Origin of the sequence: Sphingorhabdus sp. (assembly GCF_046154385.1) — a bacterium.
In the GTDB taxonomy this organism is placed as follows: Bacteria; Pseudomonadota; Alphaproteobacteria; order Sphingomonadales; family Sphingomonadaceae; genus Sphingorhabdus_B.
Window position 1 is genome coordinate 1 of sequence record NZ_JBJXFW010000023.1, and the last position, 26,961, is coordinate 26,961.

The following is a 26,961-nucleotide window of genomic DNA, read 5'->3' on the forward strand; positions in this document are numbered from 1 at the left end:
ATAAACCATTCTCAGGCGCCGGTGGGCATGGAACAGATGGGCGCAGCAGCATTTACTCAAAACTATATTGCTGGCGCGCTGATGGTGTCTTCTGCGTTTAAAAAGAACAAAAAGGATGTAGGTACGCTGCAGTTCGAAGCGCTGGTCAAGATGCTCAGTTCAATTCAGGATCAGCTTCAAACCATTGACAGAAGGTTGTTTCGTCTTACAAAAATATCTATTGAAAATTTTGAAGCTCTTGCAAAGAGTAATCAAAACATTCGCATCGACACTGCTAAAATAGAACGTGATCTCGAAGCTGCGAGTGGAAGCATCAATTACGGAATCGAGTTACAACTTAAGCTCGCGCAATCGCAGAGCGATCGAGCACGTGCAGAACTACGCCAGAATTGTTACCGGCCATTACTGTACGAAAGGAAAGTCTCGCCTTCTCGCTCGTCGGAGTGCATGGAAAAGGCTTTTATAATAGGAATATATGATAGCGTAAATTTCGCTAATATCCGCGTGTCATCAAGTGATGACGAGGACGGAATATTTCGAGCGCTCGGAGCAAATTTATCGAAACCGGCGTCATTCATCGACTCCGCCTCAAGTCTAAACGCGTTGAATTTGGGGATTAAAAAACAATTTGAATTCACCGACGAAAAATTGATGCCGAGTGTTGTCCCTCATGTCTTAACTTGGCAAGATTCCACGGCAACGTTTTTTGCTCTAGCGCCTTTTGAACCGGAGTTCGAAAGTTTGAAGAACGGTAAGGCTCGGGAACTTGCTGAGAAAGGTGAGCAAATCAGCAGGTTCATGGATGTAGTCATTCAGTCACGCAGCCTCGGAGCTGCGATGCAGAATAAACAACGTCAACTGGCACAATCAATACTCGCAATGAATGATTCTTTGAATGGGATACTGGAGGCAGAGGGAAGCCTTGGGGCTAAGTCGGGTAGTAAGCTGGGGCGAGAATTCGATGAGGGGCTGTTGCCGTGTAATGGAGGCTCCGACGATGAACGAATATGGCTGAAGAACCCCAAGACTTTTCGGTCTTATGTTCCGCGCGATGCTTGGATATTAGAATCTCTTGAACTTGGAAAAGTAACAGCCTGTTATAAGGCTGAGACGTGGTGGGATACGTTAGATGATGAGTACCTTCATTTTGATGAGGCACGGTCCACCAATCAGGTTAACTCGAAAATTGATGTAACGGTCGTTATGGAGTTTGTTCCCAATATTCCGATACGGTACCCCGAACTGCCCTCGAAGGCTTATGGTTTCAACAATGACCAAATTTCCAAGTATATCAAATCGCTTATACAGTCCGGACGTTCCGAAGTTAATTTGTCTAAAGATCTCCGCGATTTAAAACCGATCCCGATATTCTCCGGAACTGTCAGCACGACTCACTATCATCTGATAGGGCCTCTATCTGCAGATAAGGATGCTGCTCGGAAATCAGCAAATCGTTGGGCTCAACGACTTTTCAATAGTGAAAATCCCTGTGGAAACCATCCATATACTTGTTTCTCAAATCGTCAAAGAATCGATGGAAATTACTATCCGATATCTGAACCTGGAGAAAACCTCGCAGTAAAGTTCAGTGAAAATTTTGTCATAACGAGTAAATCATTATCAGATAGGTACAGTCAAACGATCTTTGCGCTGGTCAGACAAAAACTCGTTACCGAAATCTTAAAAGATCGTGCCTTTATCTGGCAAAACCGCTTAGGTAAATTTGCCCCTGCCTTTAGTGAAAGTTTAGTGGAAGCAGCGGGCCCAGAAAATCAGAAATTGCTGATACCGCTTCCATTGGCCCTCGTTGAAGCAAGCGCGCGGATGAAGCCGCGATACTCAGACTTTTTCGATCATTATGAGCATATATCGGAAAGCCTCTCCAAACTCGGCCTGATTGTACAAAACGTATCAAGGGTCAGAGAGATATCGGGAGTAGAAAACGAGCTATGTTTCGTTCGAGTTCAAATGCTTGAGACTCGTGAGGCGATCACAGAGCTCCTGTGGCGGCGTTTTGAAAATCCAGCGCTAAGTGATGCGTCGATACTTCGCCAATACCTGCAAGATTTGGGCGTGTTTGCCAACGGAGCGTGCGCCCCTGCTGGCGCGAGGCCGTCATCAATCACTAATCTTGTGTCCGGCATGGCAGCCCTTGATGAGCTGGCAAAACGGTCCTTGAAACAAGACGACAAAAAGATGGCATTTGGCAGAATGTTGCCAATTTTTGTTTTGACGTTTGCAATTGTTGGAGTGCTATTATGGATTTTAGCAAAAGAAAAAATGACCCGCTCTTTATGGTATAAAATCCGAGGGTTTGAGCATTCAAAAACATTCAAAAACTTAAGCTACATGTACCAGTCAATTATGGCCATCATCGACAAGATAAAGGCAAAAATACGGAATAAGAGTAAGGGATTTTAGTATGTTGTGTTAAGCGGGGGATACCCTGGCCTACGAAGGCTACCAGTCAAATATCAAATCAACTCGCGCATGGTCTGTGATGCAACTGTCTACGGGTTTGATATGGGAGATAGGGTTTTGCCCCATGCTTTACATATTCATTCCATACATCTCCTTTTGGGAGATACTAAGTCATTGAAAATATGGTGCACCCAAGAGGATTCGAACCTCTGGCCTCTGCCTTCGGAGGGCAGCGCTCTATCCAGCTGAGCTATGGGTGCTTTCGTTGTGCGGCGCGATTAGCAGGGTGGGGGGTGGTTCGCCAAGTTCTTTTTTGGCGCGATGCCGGGATATGCAGGGGGATAATAGCAAGGCGGTTGCCTATCACTATGTAAAGGCCTCCCGCTATTGGCTGGATATGTTGAAATCGCGATGCTAGGGCGACGCCATGCAGAACCAATTTGACCTGACCGAAGATCAAGTTGCCATACAGGATATGGCACGCAAATTCACTGCCGATGCCATAACCCCCTTTGCGGCGGAATGGGACGAGCACAGCCATTATCCGGTAGACGTCTGGAAAGCCGCAGGCGAACTTGGTTTTGGCGCGATTTATGTATCGGAAGAATCGGGCGGTACCGGCCTTGGGCGGCTTGAGGCGGCCTTGATAATGGAAGCGATGGCCTATGGTTGTCCGGCGACCAGCGCGTTTATTTCGATCCACAATATGGCGGCATGGATGATCGATTGTTTTGGCGGTGCAGAGCTGAAATCCCGTTTCCTGCCAGATTTGGTAAGCATGGAAAAAATCGCATCTTACTGCCTGACCGAACCGGGAAGCGGTTCCGACGCGGCTGCGCTGAAAACGAGCGCTCGGCTGGACGGCGACCATTATGTTTTGAATGGCACGAAGCAGTTTATTTCGGGCGCGGGTTATAATGATGTCTATGTCGTTATGGTCAGAACCGGAGATAATGGGGCAAAGGGCATCAGCTGCCTTGTTGTTGAAAAGGATATGCCGGGTTTGAGCTTTGGCGCGCCTGAAAAGAAACTGGGTTGGAACGCATCACCCACCGCCCAGGTTATTTTCGAAGGTTGCAGGGTTCCTGTTGCAAACCGCGTTGGCGCCGAAGGCGATGGTTTCCGTTTTGCGATGATGGGTCTGGACGGCGGACGGCTGAATATCGGTGCCTGTTCGCTGGGCGGGGCGCAACGCTGTTTGGATGAAGCGATCAAATACACCAAAGACCGGCAGCAATTCGGGCAACCGGTCGCCGATTTCCAGAATACGCAATTCATGCTCGCGGATATGGCAACAGACTTGGAAGCTGCACGCGCGTTATTGTATATTGCCGCCGCCAAGGTGACAGCGAACGCACCCGACAAGTCCCGCTTTTCGGCTATGGCAAAGCGGTTGTCGACAGATAGCGGTAGCGAGATTGTCAACAACGCCTTGCAACTATTTGGAGGATATGGGTATTTGCGTGATTATCCCATCGAGAGATTCTGGCGAGATTTGCGCGTCCATTCGATTCTGGAAGGAACCAATCAGGTCATGCGAATGATTATTGGTCGGGACTTGTTACGCCAATGACACAGGATATTTTGACCCGCGTGGAAGGCCATGCCGGGATCATAAGTTTGAATCGCCCATCGGCATTACATGCTCTGACGTTGGACATGGTGCACGCCATGACCGACGCGCTGGTGAAATGGCGCAGTTCGCGTGCCGTAAAATGCGTCATCATTGAACATGCCGAAGGTCGCGGTTTTTGTGCAGGCGGTGATATCGCGTTCTTACGTAATTCGGCCTTGACCGACGGCGGGAAATCGGGGCGCACATTCTTCCACGATGAATATCAACTCAACCATTTGCTATTCACTTATCCAAAGCCCGTTGTGGCTTTCATGGACGGGATTACGATGGGTGGCGGAGTTGGCATAAGCCAGCCCGCAAAATTTCGGGTCGCAACAGAAAATACGCGTTTCGCCATGCCAGAAACGGGCATTGGGCTTTTCCCCGATGTCGGCGGCGGGTGGTATTTGTCGCGGCTGGAAGGACGGGTCGGACAATTTCTTGCGCTGACCGGTGCCCGCATTGCCGGGTCGGGTTGCCTGTCACTCGGACTGGCCACACATTATGTACCGAGCGAAGCGTTGGCGGATGCCAAGGCACGAATAGGGACTGAAGATGTTGATCGCATCGACGGAATCCTTGGAACTGTGTCTGTTACGCCCCCGCCGTCCAAAATTGTTGAAACACTTTTCCAGATCAATCGCCATTTTGCATCTGACCGGTTTGAGGATATTCTGGCTAGCCTTGATGCAGATGATGGCGATTGGGCGATGCGGGAGAGTGCGGCGCTCCGCAGCAAAAGCCCACAAACGTGCAAGGTCGCGCTGCGGCAACTGGCCGAAAGCCTGAAATGTGGGGACTTTGCGGAAAATATGGCAATGGAATACCGCATTGCGAGTCGGGTTATTGTCCGGCCCGATTTTGCCGAAGGTGTTCGCGCCGTAATCGTCGATAAAGATAATGCCCCGCAATGGAACCCGGCAGCGCCGGGAGACGTGACAGATGAATATCTGGATGCAATTTTTGCGCCTTTGCCGGCAACGGAAGAATGGAAGCCATTATGAGTTATGAAACGATACTGGTTGAACAACGCGGGGCTGCGACCCTGATCACGCTGAACCGCCCACAAGCGTTAAATGCGCTCAATAGTCAGGTTTTGGGCGACCTTATTGCCGCCTTTTCCGCCTTTGATGCGGATGATAGCCAGCGCTGTGCCGTTCTTACCGGCAGCGAAAAGGCATTTGCCGCCGGGGCCGATATCAAGGAAATGGCAACGCAGAGCTTTGCTGAAATGTACGGTGCCAATTTCTTTGCCGGATATGACAGGGTAACGGCCACCCGCAAGCCCTGGATTGCGGCGGTCAATGGTTACGCTTTGGGCGGCGGGTGCGAACTTGCAATGATGGCGGACTTTATCATCGCAGGGGATAATGCGAAATTTGGGCAACCTGAAATCAAGCTGGCGGTCACTCCGGGAATGGGGGGGTCGCAGCGGTTGACGCGCGCGATCGGCAAAGCGAAATCTATGGAAATGTGCCTCACCGGCCGCATGATGGATGCCGCAGAAGCCGAGCGGTCAGGCCTGGTCGCCAAGGTGGTTCCGGCGGCTGATCTGGTTGAGGAAGCGATGAAAACCGCAGCCGCGATTGCGGCCATGGCTCCGCTTGCGGCGATTGCGACCAAAGAGATGGTCAATGCGGCCTATGAAACCACGTTGCAACAAGGCGTCGTGTTCGAACGCCGCTTGTTCCACGGGCTGTTCGGTTCCGAAGACCAAAAAGAGGGCATGGCCGCCTTCGTTGAAAAGCGGCCGGGCAACTGGACCGGCAAATAGGCGCGATTGGGTCCTGACCCTAGTTCGGTGCGGCTATCTTTTCGACCGGCTGGAACTTGCCCAAGCCGCACGCTGCGCCTTCGGTCAGATGCCCACCATAATTGTTCAGCACGCGTATGATGTCGACGTTGCACAATTGGCTGATCGAAGTTTTATAGGAAAAACGATCTTCGAATTTCAGACCGGGGCAGCTATAAGGCAATGAATTGCGATAGGTCTTGCCGCCCGCCATCTTGAAATCGATGGTGCTGTCGTCGATCACGTCTGTCGATCGGATCCGGTTCAACGAAACACAATTGACGGGCTCACCAACGGCCCGAACGGGTGTCGGTTCTTTTTTAGCCGAAAGTCCCGCGGCACTGCCCGTCATCGCGGTCAGGGCGGTTAAAATTAGCAAAGAGGCTTTCATCGATTCTCTCCCGAGATAGGTTGGGCCGCTTCATGTCCTTATCTCAGATTACCTGAACAGCAACTGAGTTGCTTTTGGGCGGCGGGCTTTTCGACTTGAACCGGCATAAATCCCTCACCGGACAGCGCCAGCATTCGGGTGTCCGCGCCTTGCAAATATAACGACCATGCAGGATCAACCAGTGATGTGCGCCAACGCGGAATGGTTGCGGCGTGCGTTTGTCGAGCGCTTTTTCAACCGCCAGAACGGTTTTCCCCGGTGCAAGTCCGGTGCGGTTTCCGACGCGAAAAATATGGGTATCGACTGCGAATGTCTCTGCCCCGAATGCGGTGTTCATGACAACATTGGCGGTTTTGCGCCCGACGCCCGGTAAAGCCTCCAGCTTATCCCTGTCGGCGGGTACCTCGCCGCCGTGATCTCGAACCAATATTTCGGACAGCGCAATGACATTCTTCGCCTTGCCGTTGAACAGGCCAATGGTCTTGATATGCTCTTTCAACCCGGCTTCGCCCAAGGCGAGCATCTGATCGGGAGTCTCTACTTTCGCAAATAATTGCCGTGTCGCCTTGTTGACCCCGACATCCGTCGATTGCGCCGAACAGACCACCGCGACCAGCAGCTGATAGACATTGCCATAGGCAAGCTCCGTCTCCGGCGACGGATTGGCATCGGCGAGACGGCGGTAAAATTCGAAAATGTCGGCTTTTTTCATGGGTTCCTTTTTCCATGATCTTATGAAAAAGTTTCCTAAATATATAAAGATAAAAGGAAAAATGTCTTTTAATGGCTAAAATTGCTAATATCGAAAATCATCAGAACCAATCTTGAATTTTTCTAATATGTGTATAGATACACACTAATAACGGGTCGAATAGTGATGCAAAGCCGCGAAGTTATTCGATTACTGATCGCAGCAGGTTGGACGGAAGTCAGGCAAACGGGAAGTCATAAGCATTTTAGACATCCCGAAAGACCCGGAACGGTTACCGTTCCGCATCCTAAATCCGATCTTGCGATTGGTACATTGAAAAGTATCGAGCGACAATGTGGGCTGAAATTCAGGAAATAAATGCAGAGGAAGTAATGATGCCAACGGTTTATTATCCTGCAATCATTGAAAAATCGCTCGAAGGATTTAGCGTCTTCTTCCCGGATTTACCCGGTTGTGTATCCGCAGGCAAAACGCAACAACAAGCGGCGGAAAATGCCGAAGCTGCGCTGGCTGGGCATTTGTTGGTGACAGGTCAATTCGGAGAGGATGTGGCATCACCAACACCATTTGATTTGATAGGCTATGACCCGGAAATCGATGAAGTTGCGCGTGTTCTGGTAAGAGCTGAGCTTCCCGGTAAATCGATCAGGGTAAATGTAACACTGGATGAAGGATTACTGGCGGCAATCGATAAAGTCGCAAAAAACCGCTCTGGCTTTCTTGCCGATGCAGCGCGAGCGGCGCTGCTTGGCAGTGGTTCCTTACCCTGATTGGCTCAAACCCCCAAAACTTCATTCATACCGAACCGCCCTGCTTTCCGGTCCGTCAGCCATATTGCCGCTTTCACCGCCCCCTTGGCAAAGATTGCGCGGTTTTCGGCGCGATGGATGAGTTCGATACGTTCATTGTCCGATGCGAAAATGACAACATGGTCGCCAGCGACGCTTCCGCCTCGCAGGCTGGCGAAGCCGATTGTGCCTGGCTGTCGTGCGCCCGTAATGCCGTCGCGTCCACGCTCGCTGTTGGTTTTCAGATCGATGTTGCGGCCCTTGGCGGCTGCCTCGCCCAATAAAAGCGCGGTGCCCGAAGGGGCATCCACCTTGTGCCGGTGGTGCATTTCCAAAATTTCGATGTCCCAGTCGTCGCCCAGTTGCGCCGCTGCCTGACGCACCAGCGCGGCCAGCATGGTTACCCCAAGCGAGGTGTTGCCGGTCTGCAAAACCGGAATGTCGCGCGCAGCATCGTCAATCAGATAATGATGCCGTTCCTCCAAGCCGGTGGTGCCGATGACAATCGGCTTTCCGGCGGCGATGCAGGCGTCGAGATTTGCCTCCAGTCCAACAGGGCTGGAAAAGTCCACAAGCACGTCGGATGCCGCCACAAGTGATGCAACATCACCACCCTTGTCGACGCCGCCAGCATGGCTTTGCCCGGCTGCCGTAATAGCTTCTACAAGCGCTTGCCCCATGCGCCCTGCGCTGCCGATAATACCAATTTTCATATCCCGGATCCCGAACCTGTTTCACCACTGGTGATTTCAATCGAAGGTCTTACTAGATTAGGTATCTGAAACAAGTTCGGCATGACGACGGAATGAAAAGTGACCAACATTAGAAACATCGTAATTCTAACTGGCGCCGGCATTAGCGCGGAAAGCGGCATCGATACTTTTCGCAGCGCAGGCGGATTGTGGGAACAGCATCGGGTCGAGGATGTCGCCACACCCGAAGCCTTCGCCCGTGATCCTGAGCTTGTATTGCGCTTTTACGATATGCGGCGTGCGCGCATTCAAGAGGTGGTGCCAAATGCGGCCCACGACGCTTTGGCACGGCTGGATGCTTCGTGGCATGGCGGATTGTTGATCGTGACTCAAAATGTCGATGACCTGCACGAACGGGCAGGGGCGAAGCGGCTGTTGCATATGCATGGCGAGCATTTGAACGCGTGGTGCCTATCGTGTGACGAACGGCACCGGTGGAACGGGACGCTTATAGATCGTCCGGCCTGTCCAACTTGCGGCACATCGGGGCAGATGCGTCCGGACATCGTTTGGTTTGGCGAAATGCCGTACAGGATGAATGAAATCTATACCGCGTTGAACCGGGCCGATCTGTTTGTCAGCATCGGAACCTCGGGTGCGGTATATCCTGCCGCTGGTTTTGTCCGTGAAGCACGCGAGCAGGGTGTTCGAACTCTCGAACTAAATCTTGAGCCTAGTCAGGGAAGCCATTGGTTCGACGAAGCACGGCACGGCCCTGCGACCGAAGTGGTTCCGGGGTGGGTCGACGCGTTATTGCGCCAGCAATCCGGTTAGGACGATGGCATGCCACAGCTGTTGCACTCGGGGTCTTTGGGCAATCTAATGCTCCGCATCGACGGCGTCATGCCGTCAATGATGTGCAGCTTGCCTTTTTGGCTATCACCAAAGCCTGTGAGGACACGTATTGCTTCCATCGCGGCAAAGCTGCCCATCAGGCCGCACATCGCTCCCAATACGCCTTGGGTGGCGCAGTCGTCGCAATCGTCGGGGTCATGGGCATCGCCCACGAAACAGCGATAACATGGGGCATCATTCTGCCACCCGGTGAAGGTGCCGATCTGACCATGAAATTGCCCGATGGCGGCGCTTACGAGAGGTACCTGAGCCGACAAGCATAGATCGTTGACGATCAGGCGGGTGGCGAAGTTATCGCTGCCGTCGATGACAACGTCGACGCCGTCCAGAAAATCGGACGAGGTGCTGCGATCAATCCGGATCTGCCAGGCGTGAAAGGTTACGTCCGGATTCAACCGGTGCACTGCCGCCGCCGCCGCCTGCACCTTGGGCTCGCCAATTTGCGCTTGGCTATAGAGTATCTGCCGCTGCAGATTGGACAATGACACGATATCATCATCCACAACGCTGATTGTTCCGATTCCCGCCGCGGCGAGATATTGGATGGCGGGACAACCGATGCCGCCTGCACCGATCAACAGCACATGGCTTTTCAACAGCCGGGATTGTCCCGAACCACCGATATCGCGCAACACAATGTGACGGGCATAGCGGTCAAGCTGCTGATCGTTCAGCGTCATACGCCAGTTGAACCAAAGCCTCCGGCACCCCGCGCGGTATCGTCCAAATCCTCAACTTCTGTCATGGATGCGTGTGTCACCGGGGCGACGACGATTTGCGCGATGCGGTCGCCTTTGGAAATGGGGAAATCGTCTTCGCCCAAATTAGCCAGAATGACTTTCACTTCCCCGCGATAATCGCTATCGATTGTTCCGGGTGTGTTGAGGCAGGTGATGCCATGTTTCAAGGCGAGGCCCGAACGTGGGCGGACCTGAACCTCATAGCCATCGGGAATGGCAAAGGCGAAGCCGGTTGCGACAGCATGGCGTTTACCGACACGCAGCATCAGGCTTTCGGCGGCGCAAATGTCCATGCCCGCCGCACCTGCCGTGGCATAATCGGGCATTGCCAAGCCTGCTCCATGGTTGAGCCTCTTTACCTGTATTTCAACCTTGGGCGAGCGCATCTGCGACCCTTTCCATCAATTTGCGGGCGATTACATCCTTGGGACTGTCCGGCCAGCTTTCGACTCCGTCGCGGGTTACAATGTGAAAGGCATTGTTCGCGCCCCCCATGACATCGCCCGATACGTCATTTGCCACAATCCAGTCGCACCCCTTTTTGGACAATTTGGCTTGCGCATGTTCGACAATCTTTTCGGTTTCGGCGGCGAAGCCGATGAGCAGTCCCGGTCTGTCTTTGTGCAGAGCAAGACTGGCAAGGATGTCGGGGTTTTCGGTTAAGTTCAGGGGCGGGATGCCTTTGCCATCTTTCTTTATCTTTTGATCAGGCGCCTCGGCTGCGCGCCAGTCGGCAACGGCGGCGACCATGATTGCGACATCGCTGGGCAGGGCCTTTTCAACTTCCGCCTGCATTTCGCGTGCGGTTTCCACGTCGATGCGAATGACGCCGGGCGGCGTAACCAAATGGACCGGGCCAGCAACAAGAGTTACTTCAGCTCCCATTTCCGCCGCGGCAGTGGCTATGGCAAAACCTTGCCGTCCAGACGAACGGTTGGCGATGTACCGCACAGGATCAATGGCTTCATGGGTCGGGCCAGCCGTTACAAGAACGCGTTTTCCGAAAAGTGGGCGATGCGTGATATCCGCAAAATCGGGCTGCGCTTCCAATGTTGAAGGCGCGCGCCCTGCTGTCAGTGCCGAATCAAAACTATGCCCAAGCATCGCACAAATCCGTTCGGCGATTGCCGGCGGTTCAGGCAAGCGTCCCGGCCCATATTCACCACACGCCATTGCGCCCGAGTCTGGCTCCATGATGGTCACACCATCGGCGCGCAACTGTACCAAATTGCGCTGTGTAGCCGGATGTTGCCACATGCGGACATTCATGGCGGGAACAGCCAACACCGGCTTGTCTGTGGCCAGCAATATGGTGGTCGCGAGATCATCGGCGATGCCTGCTGCCATTTTGGCGAGGATATTCGCGGTCGCCGGGCAAATGACGACGACGTCGGCCTGACGGCTGAGTTGGATATGCCCGATCTCGCGTTCTTCTTTCAGGTCGAACATGTCGCCATAGACCTGATCTTCGGTCATCACGCCCATCGATAAAGGCGTGACAAATTCAGTCGCGCTTTTCGTCATGACCGCGCGGACGGCAATGCGCTGCCGCTTGAGCAATCTTACAAGTTCGAGCGCCTTATAGGCAGCAATGCCGCCAGAGACGATCAGCAGGATGCGCTTGGTTTCCATCAAAATCCGCTGACCAACATGTCCAGCGCTTCAATGATCCGGCTATGTTGATTAGCCAGTGATGCCACAGGAGTTCCTAATTCTCGAACAGCAATTGAGGCAGAAAATTGAGGATATAAAACGTAATTTTGACCTTCGATCAAAAATACGGGATTCAATCTTTCGGCAATCTTTGGCTCGAGATCAGGCGGTAGCAGAGGGATTACGAAGCGTGTCTGTAAATATTCCAGGAATTCGGATTGACAGTCGACCACCAAGGCGTCGGACTTTGTTTTGATAACATCAAAACGTGCCATTAAAACATCCGGTACCGTGCAAGCGGAATGCCATGTTTTTCGACATACGCATTCGACCAATCCAAAGCTTCCTTGTTTTCGCGGAGCCATTTCTCAGCCTTTGCTTTACGCACTTTTTCCGAAAGACCGGTTTCGCAGGCTTGAGAAATATTTATTCCCAACTGCCGGGCCTCTGCAACAAGCTCAGAGTCCAGTGAGACATTCGTCGGCTTTTTAGTTTTTTCGTGGCGCATCGGAATGTTCATCACTTCGCTCCTTTAATACGCATACTATATGTGCATAACTTATGATGTTCAACCCCAATTGCTCATTAAGGCCGCCCCGATTCCGGCCGCAACTACTGCCACCAAAACATAGCGCCACCAACGCCTGCCGTCACCGGCACGCCGTTCCCAAATCAATTCCACATGGGGCAAAGGCGGTGCCTCCGGCGCGCCACCTTTGCGCGGCAGCTGTTCATCAAGTCGGCGGATGATGTCGGGGATCATCTTCAACGTATCCGCCTGTTTCTTGATGCCGTCGGCGAGCATTGCTTCGGGTCCCAGTTCGCCGCGTATCCAGTCGCGGACAAAAGGCGCGGCAACATCCCACATGTTGATGCCCGGGTTCAATGACGTCGCAATGCCCTCGACCATCACCATTGTTTTTTGCAACAGCAACAAATGTGGTTGGGTTTGCATGTCAAAATCACGCGTTATGGCAAATAGGCTGTCGAGCATTTGTCCGACAGACAATTCACTGACCGGCTTTCCGCGTGTTGGTTCACCCACCGCGCGCAGGGCCGTCGCGAATTCGTCCACATTATGGTAGCTGGGCACATATTGTGCCTCGAAATGAATCTCGGCCACCCGCTTATAATTTCCGGTGGTCAGGCCATAGAGAATCTCGGCTAGCCAAAACCGGGCCTGTCGGTTGATGCGCCCCATGATGCCGAAATCGATGGCAACAATGGTTCCATCGGCCCTGACAAATAAATTTCCCTGATGCATATCTGCGTGGAAATAGCCTTCGGAAATCGCCTGACGCAAAAAGGTCAGGACCAGTTTCTCGGCCAGTTTTTTCAGATCATGCCCGGCGTCCTTCAACGCCGCCAAGTCGGCAATCTTGATGCCATCGACCCACTCCAGCGTCAAAACGCGTCCGGATGTGCGGTCCCAATCGATGGCTGGAATAATATAGCCGTCGACAGCAACCATCGCGTCCTTCAATTCGGATGCACTCGCTGCCTCGCGACGAAGATCGAGCTCGCGTAATGTCCAGCGTTTGAGGTTGGCGATAACCAGTTGCGGACGAAGGCGGGCGGCTTCTCCGCCCAACGCCTCAAGATGCGCCGCCGCCCATTCATAGGTTTCAATGTCACGGGCAAATTGTTCGCGAATGCCCGGGCGCAATATTTTGACAGCAACGTCCCTGCCGTCCGTCGTGCGGGCGCGATGAACTTGCGCGATGGAAGCAGCACCGACGGCAATGGGATCGATATATTCGAATAATTCCGCTGCCGGTTTGTTTAAACTGGTGTCGATCTCTGCGAAAACAGATTCAAACGGTGCTGGCGGTAATTGGTCTTGCAAGGTCAACAGATTATGCGCGGCTTCGACCCCGATAATGTCCGGCCTTGTGGCCAATGTCTGCCCCAGCTTGATTGCGGCGGGTCCGATAGCGCGAAACGCGCCTGCATAATCGGGTGACTTTGGCTGGATCGTGCCAAGACGCGCAATCCTGCAAAGACGTTTGACTTGCGCGGGCGTATTGCGATCTGCCTCGATAGCGCGCAACGCGCCATGCCTTGCAAGGATACGCCCCCATTTCAGAAGGCGGAGAATGTGGGTCGCAGGGCGGGTCATGTTCTTCGGAACCCTCCCGCATATAGGAAGGGAGATTTCGCAGAGCGCATTCTTATACCTTCCATCCGCTGTGGATGGCGACCAATCCGCCCATGATCGGTTCGACTTTGGTTTGAACAAATCCCGCTTCGCCAATCATGCGTTTGAAACTTTGCATGTCGGGGAAGCGACGGATTGATTCGACCAGATAGCGGTAACTATCTTCATCACCAGCAATCGCTTTGCCTAGCTTAGGAACCAGCTTTTCGGAATAAACATCATAGATCTGTGCCAGGCCGGGCCACTCTACCGTTGAAAATTCGAGGCAGAAAAAACGTCCGCCATAACGCAGCACGCGGTGGGCTTCTTTTAATGCGGCGGGAATATCGGTCACGTTACGAATACCAAAGGCAATCGTGTACGCGTCGAAATGACGGTCGGGAAAAGTAAGCGTCTCCGCATTTTGCCGGGACCAGATCAGACTGTCGATGCCACGCTTCATGGCCCTGTCCATCCCGACGTCCAACATATCTTCATTGATATCGGACACAGTGACCTGAGCGCCCGATTTTTCCATGCGAAAGGCAATGTCGCCGGTGCCGCCTGCCATATCGAGAATGTCTTCGCCCGATTGCGGTTTAACCCTGCGAACGAACGTATCTTTCCACAGTCGGTGCATGCCGCCCGACATGGCATCGTTCATTATATCATATTTTCGAGCGACATTGGAAAACACGCCGCCGACGCGCGCAGTTTTCTCTTCTGGGCTAACCTGTTCATAGCCAAAGGATACGGTTTCTGTCATACTTCAGCCTCTAGCCAAGTGCCGCGCACGTCGCTAGCGGATTCGCATGCCAGAACTCCCCGAAGTCGAAACCACGGTCGCCGGATTGCGAAAGATACTCGACGGAGAGGTCATTGCCCGGGCCGAGGCGTTTCGGGCGGACCTAAGATGGCCGATGCCTGTTGATCTTCGCCAACGTCTTACAGGCGCGCGGGTCACCGGTCTTGGCCGACGTGCAAAATACGGGTTGATCTATACCGACCGCGATGATGTGCTGATATTCCATTTGGGTATGTCGGGACGCTGGCGGGTGGATCCGCCGGAAATGGAGAAGCATGACCATTTCGTCCTAGAAACCCAAAACGGACGCTTGGCTGCGCTGAACGACCCGCGCCGTTTCGGATCGCTCGATATAATGCCATCGGAACATATAGGTGGTTACAAGGCTTTTGTCGGCATGGGGCCGGAGCCTCTATCAAGTGATTTTGATGCTTCCGTTCTGCAAACCGCACTTAACGGGCGCGCAGCCCCCATCAAGGCGATGTTGCTCAACCAGAATATTGTTGCCGGTTTGGGCAACATCTATGTGTGCGAGGCGCTGCATATGGCGGGCATTTCTCCGACTATGGCAGCAGCCAAGGTCAGTCGGCCCCGTCTGGAACGACTGGTCACTGCCATAAAGGAAGTGCTGACGGCTGCGATAGCGGTCGGTGGATCGACGCTGCGCGATTTTGCGGCTCCAGATGGAGAACTTGGATATTTCGCAAAGGATTGGCGGGTTTACGGCCGTGAAGGCCAAGCCTGTCTGTGCGGCGCACCTGTAAAACGCCGGATTGATTCGGGTCGCTCCACCTTCTATTGCGCGAAATGCCAGCGATAGCGTGCAAATTTGCGGCTTTTGAAGGTTGACGAATCTGAAAGCCACCGCTAAGGGCGGCTCCTTCAACGGGCTAGCATTGCAAAATGCGTTCCGTCATCTAACGAAATTCGAGGACTAAAATGGCCAATACGCCGCAAGCAAAAAAGCGTATCCGTCGCAATGCGCGTCGCACCGAAGTTAATGGCGCTCGCGTCAGCCGCATCCGCACTTTCGTCAAGAAAGTGGAATCGGCGATTGAAGCAGGCGACAAGGCCGCAGCGACCGAAGCATTGGCTGCGGCGCAACCGGAATTGGCCCGTGGCGTTTCTAAAGGCGTTCTGCACAAGAACACGGCATCGCGTAAATTTGGCCGTTTAACAAAGGCTGTCGGGTCGATCTCCTGAACGCTTTTTGACGATCCGGTTGGCTCCGGATAAGACGATTAAACCCGCCCCAATCGTGGCGGGTTTTTCTTTTGCCAGATTGCTTCATACGCAATGCATGGTTTTCCCGCGATTCGGGCGGACGAAACGACCAAAATTGTGAAAAAAAACTGTTTAACAAAGAGTTAAAAATAAATTTACGCGTTTGCTTGGCTTACACAGAGTCAACAGCATTTATTTCACTTTTTTTGCAGGCCACCCCTTGCTCGACTCGTTTGCGGACGTCTAAGAACGGGTTTCCAGCATCGCGTGACGACAGTCGAGCAATGCCTCACATTGAGATTTGGACGCAGACAGGGCTTCATTTGGCGGCAAATGGGCTCTCTATTTCTGTGGCTTGATGTCGGGGCAGATAGTTCACGGTTTCGCTTGACTGGAAAGGGGTGGACATGAGGGGTTTGCAAGACGGTGACCGTTAACAATTTTGTATCGCAGGACAATTCCGGTCAATCGGCAGACGGCCAGGCCGTGAGCGCGTTAATGGCCAGATTTGAAGCCGATTGGCAGATTATTTCGTCCGGGTTGCGGCGTGACCTGGGGGCACAAATTTATGGCCAATGGATTCGTTCGATTGCGCTCGGCGACTTTTGCGATCTGACGGGAACGCTTGAACTTCTCCTGCCGTCGGATTTTTCGGCCAGCTGGGTCGCGGACCATTATGCCGACCGACTGCGTCTGGCTTGGACCTCAACCAACAAAAATGTAAAGCAGCTCAAGATCCGCACACGCCCCGGTGCTGCGCGCGTTGAAATGCTGCGTTCGTCGGGCGTTACAGAACGTCCCGCGGCTCAACATATGGCTGAAATTCTGCCTGTCCGCTCTGCGCTTGACCCGCGGATGACATTCGCGAATTTTGTGAAAGGCCAAACCAATGTCTTGGCACATAGTGCGGCCGAGCGGGTGGCCGCGAAAGACAAGCCGTTGTTCAACCCGCTTTACCTGCAAGCGGCAACTGGTCAGGGCAAGACCCACCTGATGCACGCGATAGGTCATGCCTATGCCGAGGTGAACCCCGACGCACAGATCATTTACATGTCAGCCGAAAAATTCATGATGGAATTTGTGACCGCGATGCGGCGCAAGGAAGTTATGGAATTCAAGGCGCGACTTCGCGCTGTGGATGTTTTGCTGATTGACGACATTCAATTCATCATCGGCAAAGTGTCGACGCAGGAAGAATTCTTGCATACGATTGACGCGATTATTGGCGCAGGTAAACGCTTGGTCGTTGCCGCTGATCGCGCGCCACAAGCACTGGATGGTGTTGATCAACGCATATTGTCGCGACTTTCGATGGGTCTGGTTGCGGACATACAGCCTGCTGATCTCGAACTGCGCCGCCTGATACTGCAGCAACGTCTGGCGCAAATGCCGGACGCGCAAGTTGGCGAAGACGTTGTTGAGTTTCTGGCCCGCACCATCAGCCGCAACGTCCGCGAATTGGAAGGTGGTTTGAACAAATTGCTCGCTTATGCACAGCTGACCGGAAAGCCGGTAACGCGTACCTTGGCGGAAGAGCAACTAAAAGATATTCTCAGTGCCTGCCGCCGCCGTATCACTATTGATGAAATCCAGCGTGCTGTCTGCGAATATTACCGTATCGACCGCAGCGAAATGTCCTCAAAACGCCGTGCGCGCGCTGTGGTCCGCCCGCGTCAGGTTGCGATGTATCTTGCCAAGGTAATGACACCGCGCAGCTATCCCGAAATTGGCCGCAAATTTGGTGGACGCGATCACTCGACCGTCATTCACGCTGTACGGCTAGTTGAAGATTTGCGGAAACAAGACAGCGATATGGACAATGATGTGCGGGCTTTGTTGAGGCAATTGGAAGCATAAGATTTTGTTGTCAGCTTAGGGTCAGGACCTATTAAAAGCACTTGCGAGGTTTGAAGCCATTTTGCACAAGGCAAGGAAGGAAGCCGCAGGGATATCAATATATCTCAAGGCTTTCTGACGCAGCCATGGGCAAAATGGGTCAAATCCTTCGGACGTCAAAATGGCTTCGATCTCGAACCAAATTGCGCTTGCAGGTAGAATGGCTGCCTGACGGCGCGCAATTTGGTCCGATGTCTTTGCCATTTTGACGCCTCGCAAGTGCTTTTAATAGGTCCTGACCCTAAACACCGCTTTTCAGCAAGCAGTCGACAGCTTATCCACTGAACCGTCATGATTCGACGGACGATTTCGGGGAGCTTTGGCCGTACCGAAGGAAGCGAGCATATCGATGCCGAGTAAAACCAAGTTATCGCAAGATGGGTCTGTCCGTTCATGGAAGCGTATAGCTCTTGTGTTGGTGGCATTGCTGGTAATGGGAGTACTTTATTTCTGGCTATTCTTAGCCGATGACGTCCGTTCCTCCGGTGACGAGCCGGACGCAAGCCTTTCCAAATCAGAAGCGGAATATGCGGCCTCTCGGCAGTTGTTCGCTGTGACTGAAGTGAACATTCGGGATCGGCCAACCACACAGGACAGTGCGATTTTAGGCAAGCTTCCGAGGGGGAGCGCTGTTACCGGCACGTTGAAAATGGGGATGGACGGGACCAGCAGCTGGTTCGAACTGGCAGACGGAAAAGGCTATATTGCCGATATCAATCTATCGGAAACCCAGCCGCCCGTTATTACAAAAGAACTAGGCAACAAGATTTGGACAACGGATCAAGCGATCGATATCTGGGCCCAGCCCGACACAGCAAGCGGCTTACTCGACCGCGTAAAGGCTGGTACGGCACTTACCTTGTTCGGGTTGACGGCAACCAATTATATCGAAGTCAAATTGCCAAAAGGCGGCGTTGGGTATCTGGCGGATGGTGCAGGAATACTCGACCGGCTGGGCGGGAAACCGCTGATTATCAGTTTTAGTCCCCAAAATTGTAGTTTTGGCAAAGAGCTGGATACGGAATTTGCTAAAATAGGGGCGCGTCTTCGTGCCAAATGGGCCGAACTCGAAAGCAAGGAATTTGTCGATGAGGAAGCCCGTGACAAAGCTTATGCTTCAGTAGAAGGCAAAAGCACTTTTATGAAATTTCAACGTTCGTTTGAGGGCCTGTCAATCACGGCGATTGCACAGCATTATGAGGCGCAGTCGGTCTACTTTGCCGATCCGCCTGCCAAAGTCATTGACGTGTTTCGCCGCAAAGGTTTCGCAATCGGGAAAGACGGTACATTTCCCTCTACAGACCTTTATGCCGCCATTGCGCCAACACGGGGTGAGGGCGCTGCATATGGCAAGACCGACCTGGGTTGTGGTGTCTAGGATCAGGACCCCAGATCCTGATCCCAGGCCAAAGGTTTATTTCTTTTCTTCGGGTGCCACCGAAATCCGAACCGTTTCGCCGCTGTTCCCCGGGAAACCGGTGAACATTGCCTCAACCAGATTTGGCACAAGGTACGGCAATTTGTTGGATCGTGATTTTGCTTCAGCTTTTCCTTCGAATAACCGCTTCCCATCCGCAGCACGATCGATTTTCATATCAATGTTGGCAGTGTAAACAGTAAAGCTGTCGACATCATAAGGACGGTTGAAGCCGCTGAACAGAAACGGGTCATAATAGCCCACAACATAGCGATGGCCGCGACGGGTGCGAACGACATAGGGGCGATAGGATCTGCCGAAACCCCAATAGGGATCGTAGAATGGATCCTGCCGGACAATGGTCCGTTCCTTGCCTTCGTCCACACCATAGCCAAGGGTGACCGTCATATCGGCGTTGGTTCCAGGCGCAGCAGGCGTATAGCCAATGCTTTCCAATTCGTTGGCGACCAGCGATGCATATTGGTCAAATTCGATGCCGCCCGCGAAAGCCGGATCCGATGCGCGAACCGCAAAAGATTGACCTTTGGCCGCGGGAAGCTCCTGAAAGCGCGATACATCGGCTTTAAACGGGGTGGCGCACGCACCTAATGTTAACATTGCCGCTGATAGAGTTAGCGTAATCACGAACTTTTTCATCATCATCTCCTCGACTTATTTCCCAGTCGCTGTTTTCGCATATTGCTACTATGTCGATGAACCGTTGTTTAACAGCGGCGAACAAATATCAGCGTAAAAGTCCCAACGCTGCATAGGCCGATTTCAACGTCGGCATTGCCAATTCCCGCGCTTTGGCGGCGCCTTTTGCAAGCGCAGCGTCGATCTGTTCATGGTCGTCTTTGAGCGCCTTGAACCGTTCGGAAATCGGTCGGAACTTTTCAATAACCAACTCTGCAAGCGCGGGTTTGAACGCTCCAAATCCCTGTCCACCAAATTGCCGAAGCGTGGCTTCTGTGGTTTCATCGGCAAAGGCCGCGTATATACCGACGAGATTCTGGGCTTCCGCCCGACCCTCCAAACCAGCTGGTTCGGTTGGTAAGGGTTCAGCGTCCGTTTTGGCCTTTTTGATTTTGGACAGAATCACGTCGGCATCATCGATCAGATTGATCCGGCTCATGTCACTCGGATCGGATTTCGACATCTTGGCATTGCCATCACGCAGCGACATGATGCGTGCAGTCGCTTTGGGAATGATCGGGTCAGGCAATGTGAAAATCTCTGTGCCTTGGCCATAATCATTGTTGAATTTCTGCGCGATGTCCCGGGCAAGCTCCAGATGTTGCTTCTGGTCTTCCCCCACCGGCACATGGGTCGCTTGATACAGCAAGACGTCAGCGGCCTGCAGCACTGGATATGTAAACAGGGCAATGCTCGCGCCTTCCCGGTTCTTGCCCGATTTGTCCTTGAACTGGGTCATCCGGTTCAGCCAGCCCATTCGGGCTGTACCGTTCAACAGCCACTGCAATTCCGCATGGGCAGGGACTTGAGCTTGGTTAAACAAAATTGCCTTGTTGATATCCAGCCCGCAGGCAATCAGTGCCGCCGCCATTTCGCGAGTATTTGCGGTCAGAGCAGCCGGGTCGTGCGGCATGGATAATGCATGTAAATCAGCGAGGAAATACAGGCACTCCATCTCGTCCTGCATTTTCACCCAATTACGGATCGCGCCAAGATAGTTGCCGAGATGGAGATTGCCGGTAGGCTGGATGCCGGAAACGACGCGCATAATCTTATCCTATTTAGCTGCTTGCCGGCGGGTCAACATTTCGATTTTGCTGCGATCAATTGCGCCGGTAATCCATGCAAGACCGAAATAAACGACGCCACCTAAGCTGACCAGCGCCAAAATGCTTCCCACGCGCATCAACGCGCCAGCGGCATAATATGTCGAACCGAAAGGCGTGATAACATAGATTGCCGCGCCCATCGCTGCTGCTGAAACAAAAATGCGTCCAATTCGTGAAAGCAGATCCGCCTCGACATGGAAATGCCCACGGCGCTGCAGAACGGCATATAGCATAAAGCAATTTGCCCAAGCCGCTATGGCACCGGCCAGTGCCAATCCTGCAACGCCCATCTGGGGTATGAGGATGATATTGAGCACGATATTTATAATCAACGATGCACCAGCTGTGTATACGGGTGTTTTGGTATCGCGGCGGGCAAAGAAACCGGGAGTGAGCACTTTTACTAGGACATAAGCAGGCAGTCCGATGACGAGCATTGCCACGACAGAAGCGGTGCTGGTCACATCATCGGCACCAAATTTACCGCCAAAATAAAACGCGCTCACCAAAGGATGGGCTGCAACGAAAAGTCCGACTGCCGCCGGTACAGTCAGTAAAAGGCCAAGTTCGATAGCATTGCTTTGAACGCGCTGTGCGCCGCCCTGGTCATCTTGGGCAATGAAGCGTGAAAGTGCAGGTAGAATCGCTGTGCCAAGTGCGATGCCAATGATTCCCAACGGTAACTGATTGAGTCGGTCTGCAAGTGCAAGAAATACGAAAGAGCCTTCTTCCAATCTGCCCAGAAAAAACAGATCGATGAACCTGCTTATCTGATAAATGCCTGCGCCGAAAATAGCCGGCAAAATCAGAACACCGAGCTGACGCACGTCGCTGGTTAGTTTTGGCTTGCCAATGGAAAGCCTGAACCCGGCTTTCCGTGCCCAATAGCCGAGCCATATCATTTGCATCAGCCCGGCCAGCGATACCGAAAATGCGAGGTAATAGGCCGCGCGCTCAGGGTCTGATCCACCGTCTATCCATAAAGCGAAAAGCAGCGCGCTAATCATGCACAGGTTTAAAAGAACGGGCGCAAATGCCGCCGCCGCAAATTTGCTGAGCGAGTTCAAAATTGCAGCGAACAGCGTCGTGACACTTATCAACGCAAGATAAGGGAATGTAATTCGTGCCAGAGCAATCGAAAAGTCGCTGGTGCGCCCTCCTTGGCCGAAATCGTCAATAAGCCAAATAAACCCCGGCATTATCAGCATCATTACGGCTGAAAAGAGCAATAAGACGGGAACAAATATCGAAAGTACATCTGTTGCGAATATGCGCGCGGCGGTGCTTTCGCCTTGCTCTTCATCGGCCATTTTTCGGTTGAATAGCGGAACAAAAGCTGCAGAAAATGCACCCTCCGCGAATAGCCGACGGAAAATGTTGGGCAATTGGAAAGCCAGTTGCCAAGCGTCACCTGCGGTTCCCGCACCTAAGATGCGCGAAAGCATCATATCGCGCGCGAAACCAAAAACCCGGCTTATCAACGTCATGCCGCCGATTATGCCAGTTGATTTGAGCAAGTTCACGCCGCTGCGTTCCTTTTCAAGGGAATCGTCAGATCAAGCTTCGCCAGCGGGTTGAGTTTCTGCCATTTGCTGGGCTTGGGCGATTTGCTGCATATAGAGCGCGTTGAAATCAATCGGTTCCAAAACCAAAGGCGGATAACCGGCATCTCTTACCGCATCGGCAACAACACGACGCGCAAACGGGAACATCAAACGCGGTGCTTCGCCAAACAAGAATGGATGAGCCTGCTCGTCTGGTACGTTACGAAGACCGAAAAGTGTGCCATATTCCAGTTCGACCGAAAAATGGACGCCATTGTCGCTTTCGGCTTTAACCGACAGCTTTAGTCCGACTTCGTGAATTTCATCGTTGATTGCATCGACTTGGATATTCACTTGTACATCAATCTGTGGCTGTGCATCCCATTGCAGACTGTGTGGAGCATGCGGGTTCTCTACCGACAGATCTTTGATATATTGGCTCAACATACCAACCGCAGGGGCGGTATCTTCGCCATTGGCTTTTACATTTTCAGAAACGATGGTGCCTGCTTCTTCGGCCATGTGATGCGTGCTTTCTTGTTGTGAGCCTAAACCTGAATTACGACACAATGTATGCGTCGACAATTGGGTGCAGCGCCTAGCAGGGGCATGAAAAAAGGGCAATCGCTGTGTTGCGTTATCGTGGGTTGCACGATTCTTTAGGTAAAGCCCTTTGAAACTATCCCGTATAATGCTTATATGGCACGCAGGGCGGAGCTGAATTCAAATATTATGAATTCAGCGATAACCATTCGTCCACGTTTTTCGCGCATGGAGGCGTTGTGACTTTCACTATCGTATTGCTTGCTCTTGTTGCTGCTTTTCTAGGCTTACGCCTCTATTCGGTGCTTGGAAAACGCACGGGACATGAACAAGAACCCGTCGCGCGTCAGCCTATAGACAACACGGCACCTATTATCCGCCAGCCTCTTCTTGTTGGCGATTCGGGGTCGGCTTTGCCAAAAGGTGATAGTGATGCCGTCGAAGTAGCCGCGCAGAGCGGCGTTCGTTCGATCGCCAATGCCGATCGCAGCTTTGATCTCGGCCTCTTTATTGAAGGTTCAAAATCGGCCTATAAAATGGTGCTCGAAGCTTATTGGAAAGGCGACAAGGAAGCGTTGCGCTTTCTGTGCGATGATGATGTTTATGCAAGTTTTGCAGAAGCAATTGATGGCCGCGTCGCAAGGGGGGAAACTCTGGAAAATCGGCTTGTTCGTATCGAAGAGGTGCGCGTTGTAGATGCAAGCTTGGAACATCCGACGGCCCGGGTTACGGTCCGCTTTGACGCCGACATCGCTTCTTTGGTGAAAGATTCCGATGGCAACATCATTGGTGGTTCGATGACCGATGCGGTTGAAACGCATGATATCTGGACATTCATGCGCGATGTGAAATCGGGCGACCGTAATTGGAAGCTTGACGAAACCGACTCCGTCTGATTCACCGGCGCGATGAAACGCGCTGCTGTCATTCTCGCTTTGTCTTTGACAATTCTCTCCGGCTGTTCGGGGAGCATCATTCCCAATGGGGGAGTGTCTCCGCCGACTGCGCCGGAACGCCCTATCAATGAAAAGCCGGCAAAGCCGGTGCCGTCTACCGCAGAAGCAACATTGCCCGCCGCGGCCGTTGCAGGCGATGGAACTACCGCAGCAACATTGGGTGTGGTGCGAGGTCCGGAAATCGGCGCTTTGACGGTGGATCGCCGCAAAGCGAAGTTGGCCATGGACAGTTTTCGTACAAGCTGTCCCGGGCTTGTCCGCCGCAATGATACCAGCGGCCTTTCGCAAAGTGAGGATTGGGTTGCCGCGTGCGATGCCGCAAAAACCTGGACAGGCGATGCGATTTCATTCTTTGCCGCCTATATGGATGCGGTTCAGGTGGGCGATGGTAAGGCTTTTGCTACGGGATATTACGAACCCGAAATTCAGGGGTGCCGGATACGGCAGGCGGGGTGTGAAGTCCCGATCTATAAACGCCCAACGGATCTGATCGATGTCGATTTGGGTGCCTTTTCGGATGAACTGAAAGGCAAAAATATTCGCGGCAAGGTAAGCGGGACCAAATTTGTTCAATATGATGACCGTGCCACAATCGAAGGCGGTTCCCTCGCCGGGCGTGGACTCGAAATCGCATATGCGCGTGATGTGGTCGATTTCTTCTTTTTGCAAATCCAGGGTTCGGGGCGTCTCAAATTGCCCGATGGCAGTGTGATGCGGATCGGCTATGAAACCCAGAACGGTCGCAGTTATACCGGCATTGGACGGCTGATGAAGGATCGCGGCCTGATAACCGATGGGTCGATGCAAGGCATTGTTGCCTATCTGCGCGCCAACCCGGACGCAGGGCGCAAAATCATGCAGGAAAACAAAAGCTTCATCTTCTTTCGCGAATTGACCGGAGCAGGGCCTCTGGGTGCGATGGGCTATCCTGTGGTGGGGGAGGCCAGCGTGGCAGTTGATATCAAGTTTATCCCGCTAGGCGCACCTATATGGTTGTCGATGGATCGGGCGGAGCCAAACGGCATCTGGATTGCACAAGACACGGGCGGCGCGATTAAAGGTGCCAACCGGATCGACACTTTTTGGGGCGCCGGGGACCGTGCCAAGGCAATAGCAGGCGGCATGGCGGCGCGCGGGGCGGCTCTTGTTTTCTTGCCGAAATCTGCCGTGGCGCGGCTCGGGCTTTAGGCCGTGCTATGGCGCGGCGGCTGGATACACATGAAAGGATGCTTTGGGGCAGGGTGATCGAAACGGTCAGGCCATTGCATATTGTCAGACCGAAAACAGATATCAAAGTCGCAACGCCACCTGAAAAGCCTGCCCCCAATCCGCCAGGGCGGATGCCGTCCAAAGCGGCGGCTGTTAAAACCGCTACCCCCAATTTACGAAGCGAGCCAAAAGCGCCGCCGCCGCGGCAAAATCTGGATGGGCATTGGGATCGGCGAATAAACCGGGGCGGCATTGTTCCCGATATCAGCATTGATTTACATGATGCCAACCTGTCGCGCGCTTACACGCGACTGGACGGCGCATTGGAGCAATCGATCGCGCAGAAGTTCAAGGTGATCCTGCTCGTTACGGGCAAGCCTCGTGCACATGATCGCGCTTCGGGTGAGGGGCGCGGCGCTATCGCTTCAGTGGTTCGTGATTGGCTGGCGGCATCACGCCATGCGCGTCACATTTCGGCTGTCCGCAATGCACATCCCCGGCATGGTGGTGCAGGCGCTTTGTATATTGTCCTAAAGGGATAGGCGCAGAGCCCTTAATCCAAGAATTTGAGCACGACATTACGGTAGATTTCGGTCAATGCGTCAAGATCGGCTATTGCGACAGCTTCATCAAGCTTGTGCATTGTCGCGTTGCACAGACCAAATTCCACAACCGGGCAAATCTTGGTCAGGAACCGCGCATCGGACGTCCCACCGGTGGTAGAGGGCTCCGGCTCGATACCTGTTACTGACTTTACGGCTTCCGATATAATAGCCGAAAACTCCCCAGGAGGCGTCAGAAAAGCTTCCCCCGAGATCATTGCGGTCAAGGTTCCGCCGCCGGTTTCGACTAATGTGCGAATATGTTCAACCAAATCCGTCCCATTTTGCAAATCGTTAAAACGGATCGACAGCCGTGCTTCGGCTTTAGCAGGAATGACGTTTGTCGCCTTGTTCCCCACATTTATGTCGGTAATTTCTATATTGCTCGGTTGAAACCAGTCTGTGCCGCTATCCAGTTGAATAGCCTCAATTTGTGCCAATAGTGCCACGAGTTTTGGGATCGGATTGTCCGCAAGGTGCGGGTAAGCGACATGACCTTGCGCGCCGTCGACCGAGATCCACATATTTACGGACCCACGCCGCCCGATCTTCATCATATCACCCAGCCTGTGGACGCTGGTAGGTTCACCGACGAGACAGGCATCCGGAATGGACTGGTGTGCATGCATATGGTCGATCAGCGCGCGCGTGCCATAAATTGCCGGGCCTTCTTCATCGCCCGTGATAATCAGGCTGATGGTGCCTGCTTCGGCGGGTATATCGTGCAATGCCGCGACGAACGCTGCAATACTGCCTTTCATGTCGACGGCACCACGGCCGTACAACAAGTCACCCCTTATCGCGGGGACAAATGGGTCAGTATGCCAGCCTTCGCCGGGCGGTACGACATCGAGATGTCCGGCGAAGGCAAAATGGCGCCCGGGCCCTTTGCGGATAGCGAAAAGATTTTCCACAGGAGCGCCATGGGCAGGATTCTCGTCGCCTTCACCCGCAATGAATCGATGCACGGCAAAGCCAAGAGGGATCAACATCCCCTCCAGCGTATCAAACACGGCACCGGCGGCCGGGGTGATGCTTTCGCATGCGATCAGGTGTTGGGTATATTGCAAGGCAAGGCTGTCTGTCATCGGACAGCAGCGTTAA

At 53.0% G+C, this 26,961-nt stretch carries 29 protein-coding genes and 1 tRNA gene; 14 read left to right on the forward strand and 16 right to left on the reverse strand.

Going from position 1 to position 26,961, the window contains the following annotated elements; all coding sequences use genetic code 11:
* Window positions 1–2,421, forward strand: a 2,421-nt coding sequence (locus ACKVOS_RS04420) for a hypothetical protein (protein ID WP_409210804.1), incomplete at its 5' end; no start/stop codon positions are given.
* Window positions 2,422–2,604: 183 nt separating this feature from the next.
* Here the strand turns inward: ACKVOS_RS04420 and ACKVOS_RS04425 are convergent.
* A tRNA-Arg gene (locus ACKVOS_RS04425) sits at window positions 2,605–2,681 on the reverse strand.
* A gap of 167 nt (window positions 2,682–2,848) precedes the next feature.
* Between ACKVOS_RS04425 and ACKVOS_RS04430 the strand changes: the two genes are divergently transcribed.
* From ACKVOS_RS04430 to ACKVOS_RS04440, 3 genes are read left to right on the forward strand one after another with little or no spacing between them, the layout of a single operon-like run.
* The gene (locus ACKVOS_RS04430) at window positions 2,849–3,994 is read left to right on the forward strand and encodes an acyl-CoA dehydrogenase family protein (RefSeq protein ID WP_409210805.1); all 1,146 of its coding nucleotides are present in this window, start codon (window positions 2,849–2,851) and stop codon (window positions 3,992–3,994) included.
* On the forward strand, window positions 3,991–5,040 hold the full coding sequence (locus ACKVOS_RS04435; protein WP_409210806.1) for an enoyl-CoA hydratase/isomerase family protein: 1,050 nt from the start codon (window positions 3,991–3,993) through the stop codon (window positions 5,038–5,040). The genes ACKVOS_RS04430 and ACKVOS_RS04435 overlap by 4 nt, the downstream gene beginning before the upstream one ends.
* Complete coding sequence (locus tag ACKVOS_RS04440) at window positions 5,037–5,810, forward strand: enoyl-CoA hydratase (protein ID WP_409210807.1); 774 nt, start codon at window positions 5,037–5,039, stop codon at window positions 5,808–5,810. Before ACKVOS_RS04435 ends, ACKVOS_RS04440 begins: the two co-directional genes overlap by 4 nt.
* Before the next feature lie 19 nt (window positions 5,811–5,829).
* Here the strand turns inward: ACKVOS_RS04440 and ACKVOS_RS04445 are convergent, their stop codons facing one another.
* Window positions 5,830–6,219 (reverse strand): hypothetical protein, encoded by a 390-nt coding sequence (locus tag ACKVOS_RS04445; protein ID WP_409210808.1) that lies wholly within the window; start codon window positions 6,217–6,219, stop codon window positions 5,830–5,832.
* 43 nt (window positions 6,220–6,262) lie between these two features.
* Window positions 6,263–6,931 (reverse strand): endonuclease III, encoded by a 669-nt coding sequence (nth, locus tag ACKVOS_RS04450; RefSeq protein WP_409210809.1) that lies wholly within the window; start codon window positions 6,929–6,931, stop codon window positions 6,263–6,265.
* Between the two features lie 165 nt (window positions 6,932–7,096).
* On the opposite strand from nth, the gene ACKVOS_RS04455 reads away from it, so the two are divergent.
* Entirely contained in the window at window positions 7,097–7,288 is a 192-nt protein-coding gene (locus ACKVOS_RS04455) for a type II toxin-antitoxin system HicA family toxin (RefSeq protein ID WP_409210855.1), read from the forward strand.
* The gene (locus ACKVOS_RS04460; RefSeq protein ID WP_409210810.1) at window positions 7,264–7,701 is read left to right on the forward strand and encodes a type II toxin-antitoxin system HicB family antitoxin; all 438 of its coding nucleotides are present in this window, start codon (window positions 7,264–7,266) and stop codon (window positions 7,699–7,701) included. The genes ACKVOS_RS04455 and ACKVOS_RS04460 overlap by 25 nt, the downstream gene beginning before the upstream one ends.
* Window positions 7,702–7,706: 5 nt before the next feature.
* On the opposite strand, the gene dapB is transcribed toward ACKVOS_RS04460, so the two are convergent.
* Window positions 7,707–8,432 (reverse strand): 4-hydroxy-tetrahydrodipicolinate reductase, encoded by a 726-nt coding sequence (gene dapB, locus ACKVOS_RS04465; RefSeq protein ID WP_409210811.1) that lies wholly within the window; start codon window positions 8,430–8,432, stop codon window positions 7,707–7,709.
* Between the two features lie 99 nt (window positions 8,433–8,531).
* Between dapB and ACKVOS_RS04470 the strand changes: the two genes are divergently transcribed.
* Window positions 8,532–9,245: an NAD-dependent deacylase gene (locus ACKVOS_RS04470; RefSeq protein ID WP_409210812.1), complete on the forward strand. Its 714-nt coding sequence runs from the start codon at window positions 8,532–8,534 to the stop codon at window positions 9,243–9,245.
* Here the strand turns inward: ACKVOS_RS04470 and ACKVOS_RS04475 are convergent.
* From ACKVOS_RS04475 to ACKVOS_RS04505, 7 genes are read right to left on the reverse strand one after another with little or no spacing between them, the layout of a single operon-like run.
* Window positions 9,242–10,006 carry a HesA/MoeB/ThiF family protein gene (locus tag ACKVOS_RS04475; RefSeq protein WP_409210813.1) on the reverse strand — a complete coding sequence of 255 codons (765 nt, stop codon included), beginning with the start codon at window positions 10,004–10,006 and terminating at the stop codon, window positions 9,242–9,244. The genes ACKVOS_RS04470 and ACKVOS_RS04475 overlap by 4 nt on opposite strands.
* Window positions 10,003–10,452, reverse strand: a complete 450-nt coding sequence (gene dut / locus ACKVOS_RS04480) for a dUTP diphosphatase (RefSeq protein WP_409210814.1) — start codon at window positions 10,450–10,452, stop codon at window positions 10,003–10,005. Before dut ends, ACKVOS_RS04475 begins: the two co-directional genes overlap by 4 nt.
* Window positions 10,433–11,698, reverse strand: coding sequence for a bifunctional phosphopantothenoylcysteine decarboxylase/phosphopantothenate synthase (locus ACKVOS_RS04485; RefSeq protein WP_409210815.1), 1,266 nt, complete (start codon window positions 11,696–11,698; stop codon window positions 10,433–10,435). The genes dut and ACKVOS_RS04485 overlap by 20 nt, the downstream gene beginning before the upstream one ends.
* The gene (locus ACKVOS_RS04490) at window positions 11,698–11,994 is read right to left on the reverse strand and encodes a CcdB family protein (RefSeq protein WP_409210816.1); all 297 of its coding nucleotides are present in this window, start codon (window positions 11,992–11,994) and stop codon (window positions 11,698–11,700) included. Before ACKVOS_RS04490 ends, ACKVOS_RS04485 begins: the two co-directional genes overlap by 1 nt.
* A complete protein-coding gene (locus tag ACKVOS_RS04495) occupies window positions 11,994–12,239 on the reverse strand; it encodes a type II toxin-antitoxin system CcdA family antitoxin (RefSeq protein WP_409210817.1) in 246 nt (81 codons plus the stop codon). The genes ACKVOS_RS04490 and ACKVOS_RS04495 overlap by 1 nt, the downstream gene beginning before the upstream one ends.
* Window positions 12,240–12,287: 48 nt before the next feature.
* A complete protein-coding gene (ubiB, locus tag ACKVOS_RS04500; protein ID WP_409210818.1) occupies window positions 12,288–13,838 on the reverse strand; it encodes a 2-polyprenylphenol 6-hydroxylase in 1,551 nt (516 codons plus the stop codon).
* Between the two features lie 52 nt (window positions 13,839–13,890).
* The gene (locus ACKVOS_RS04505; RefSeq protein ID WP_409210819.1) at window positions 13,891–14,622 is read right to left on the reverse strand and encodes a class I SAM-dependent methyltransferase; all 732 of its coding nucleotides are present in this window, start codon (window positions 14,620–14,622) and stop codon (window positions 13,891–13,893) included.
* 46 nt (window positions 14,623–14,668) lie between these two features.
* Here ACKVOS_RS04505 and mutM point away from each other — a divergent pair, with 46 nt between their 5' ends.
* The 4 genes from mutM to ACKVOS_RS04525 all read left to right on the forward strand — a co-directional run bounded on the left by mutM (window position 14,669) and on the right by ACKVOS_RS04525 (window position 19,159).
* On the forward strand, window positions 14,669–15,481 hold the full coding sequence (gene mutM / locus ACKVOS_RS04510; protein WP_409210820.1) for a bifunctional DNA-formamidopyrimidine glycosylase/DNA-(apurinic or apyrimidinic site) lyase: 813 nt from the start codon (window positions 14,669–14,671) through the stop codon (window positions 15,479–15,481).
* 119 nt (window positions 15,482–15,600) lie between these two features.
* Window positions 15,601–15,864 (forward strand): 30S ribosomal protein S20, encoded by a 264-nt coding sequence (gene rpsT / locus ACKVOS_RS04515; protein WP_409210821.1) that lies wholly within the window; start codon window positions 15,601–15,603, stop codon window positions 15,862–15,864.
* 519 nt (window positions 15,865–16,383) lie between these two features.
* Window positions 16,384–17,742 carry a chromosomal replication initiator protein DnaA gene (dnaA, locus tag ACKVOS_RS04520; protein WP_409210856.1) on the forward strand — a complete coding sequence of 453 codons (1,359 nt, stop codon included), beginning with the start codon at window positions 16,384–16,386 and terminating at the stop codon, window positions 17,740–17,742.
* Between the two features lie 388 nt (window positions 17,743–18,130).
* Entirely contained in the window at window positions 18,131–19,159 is a 1,029-nt protein-coding gene (locus ACKVOS_RS04525) for a hypothetical protein (protein WP_409210822.1), read from the forward strand.
* Between the two features lie 36 nt (window positions 19,160–19,195).
* Here ACKVOS_RS04525 and ACKVOS_RS04530 read toward each other — a convergent pair whose 3' ends face one another.
* The 4 genes from ACKVOS_RS04530 to secB form a co-directional block, all read right to left on the reverse strand.
* Entirely contained in the window at window positions 19,196–19,861 is a 666-nt protein-coding gene (locus tag ACKVOS_RS04530) for a DUF4136 domain-containing protein (RefSeq protein WP_409210823.1), read from the reverse strand.
* An 82-nt stretch (window positions 19,862–19,943) separates the two neighbouring features.
* Entirely contained in the window at window positions 19,944–20,942 is a 999-nt protein-coding gene (gene trpS / locus ACKVOS_RS04535; RefSeq protein ID WP_409210824.1) for a tryptophan--tRNA ligase, read from the reverse strand.
* Between the two features lie 9 nt (window positions 20,943–20,951).
* The gene (gene murJ, locus ACKVOS_RS04540; RefSeq protein ID WP_409210825.1) at window positions 20,952–22,526 is read right to left on the reverse strand and encodes a murein biosynthesis integral membrane protein MurJ; all 1,575 of its coding nucleotides are present in this window, start codon (window positions 22,524–22,526) and stop codon (window positions 20,952–20,954) included.
* A 33-nt stretch (window positions 22,527–22,559) separates the two neighbouring features.
* The gene (gene secB / locus ACKVOS_RS04545) at window positions 22,560–23,069 is read right to left on the reverse strand and encodes a protein-export chaperone SecB (protein WP_409210826.1); all 510 of its coding nucleotides are present in this window, start codon (window positions 23,067–23,069) and stop codon (window positions 22,560–22,562) included.
* A 260-nt stretch (window positions 23,070–23,329) separates the two neighbouring features.
* On the opposite strand from secB, the gene ACKVOS_RS04550 reads away from it, so the two are divergent.
* From ACKVOS_RS04550 to ACKVOS_RS04560, 3 genes are read left to right on the forward strand one after another with little or no spacing between them, the layout of a single operon-like run.
* A complete protein-coding gene (locus ACKVOS_RS04550; protein WP_409210827.1) occupies window positions 23,330–23,986 on the forward strand; it encodes a Tim44/TimA family putative adaptor protein in 657 nt (218 codons plus the stop codon).
* Between the two features lie 12 nt (window positions 23,987–23,998).
* Window positions 23,999–25,234: a murein transglycosylase A gene (locus ACKVOS_RS04555; RefSeq protein ID WP_409210828.1), complete on the forward strand. Its 1,236-nt coding sequence runs from the start codon at window positions 23,999–24,001 to the stop codon at window positions 25,232–25,234.
* Window positions 25,235–25,242: 8 nt separating this feature from the next.
* On the forward strand, window positions 25,243–25,797 hold the full coding sequence (locus ACKVOS_RS04560; RefSeq protein WP_409210829.1) for a Smr/MutS family protein: 555 nt from the start codon (window positions 25,243–25,245) through the stop codon (window positions 25,795–25,797).
* An 11-nt stretch (window positions 25,798–25,808) separates the two neighbouring features.
* On the opposite strand, the gene dapE is transcribed toward ACKVOS_RS04560, so the two are convergent.
* Window positions 25,809–26,945 (reverse strand): succinyl-diaminopimelate desuccinylase, encoded by a 1,137-nt coding sequence (dapE, locus tag ACKVOS_RS04565; RefSeq protein WP_409210830.1) that lies wholly within the window; start codon window positions 26,943–26,945, stop codon window positions 25,809–25,811.
* Window positions 26,946–26,961 lie beyond the last annotated feature (16 nt).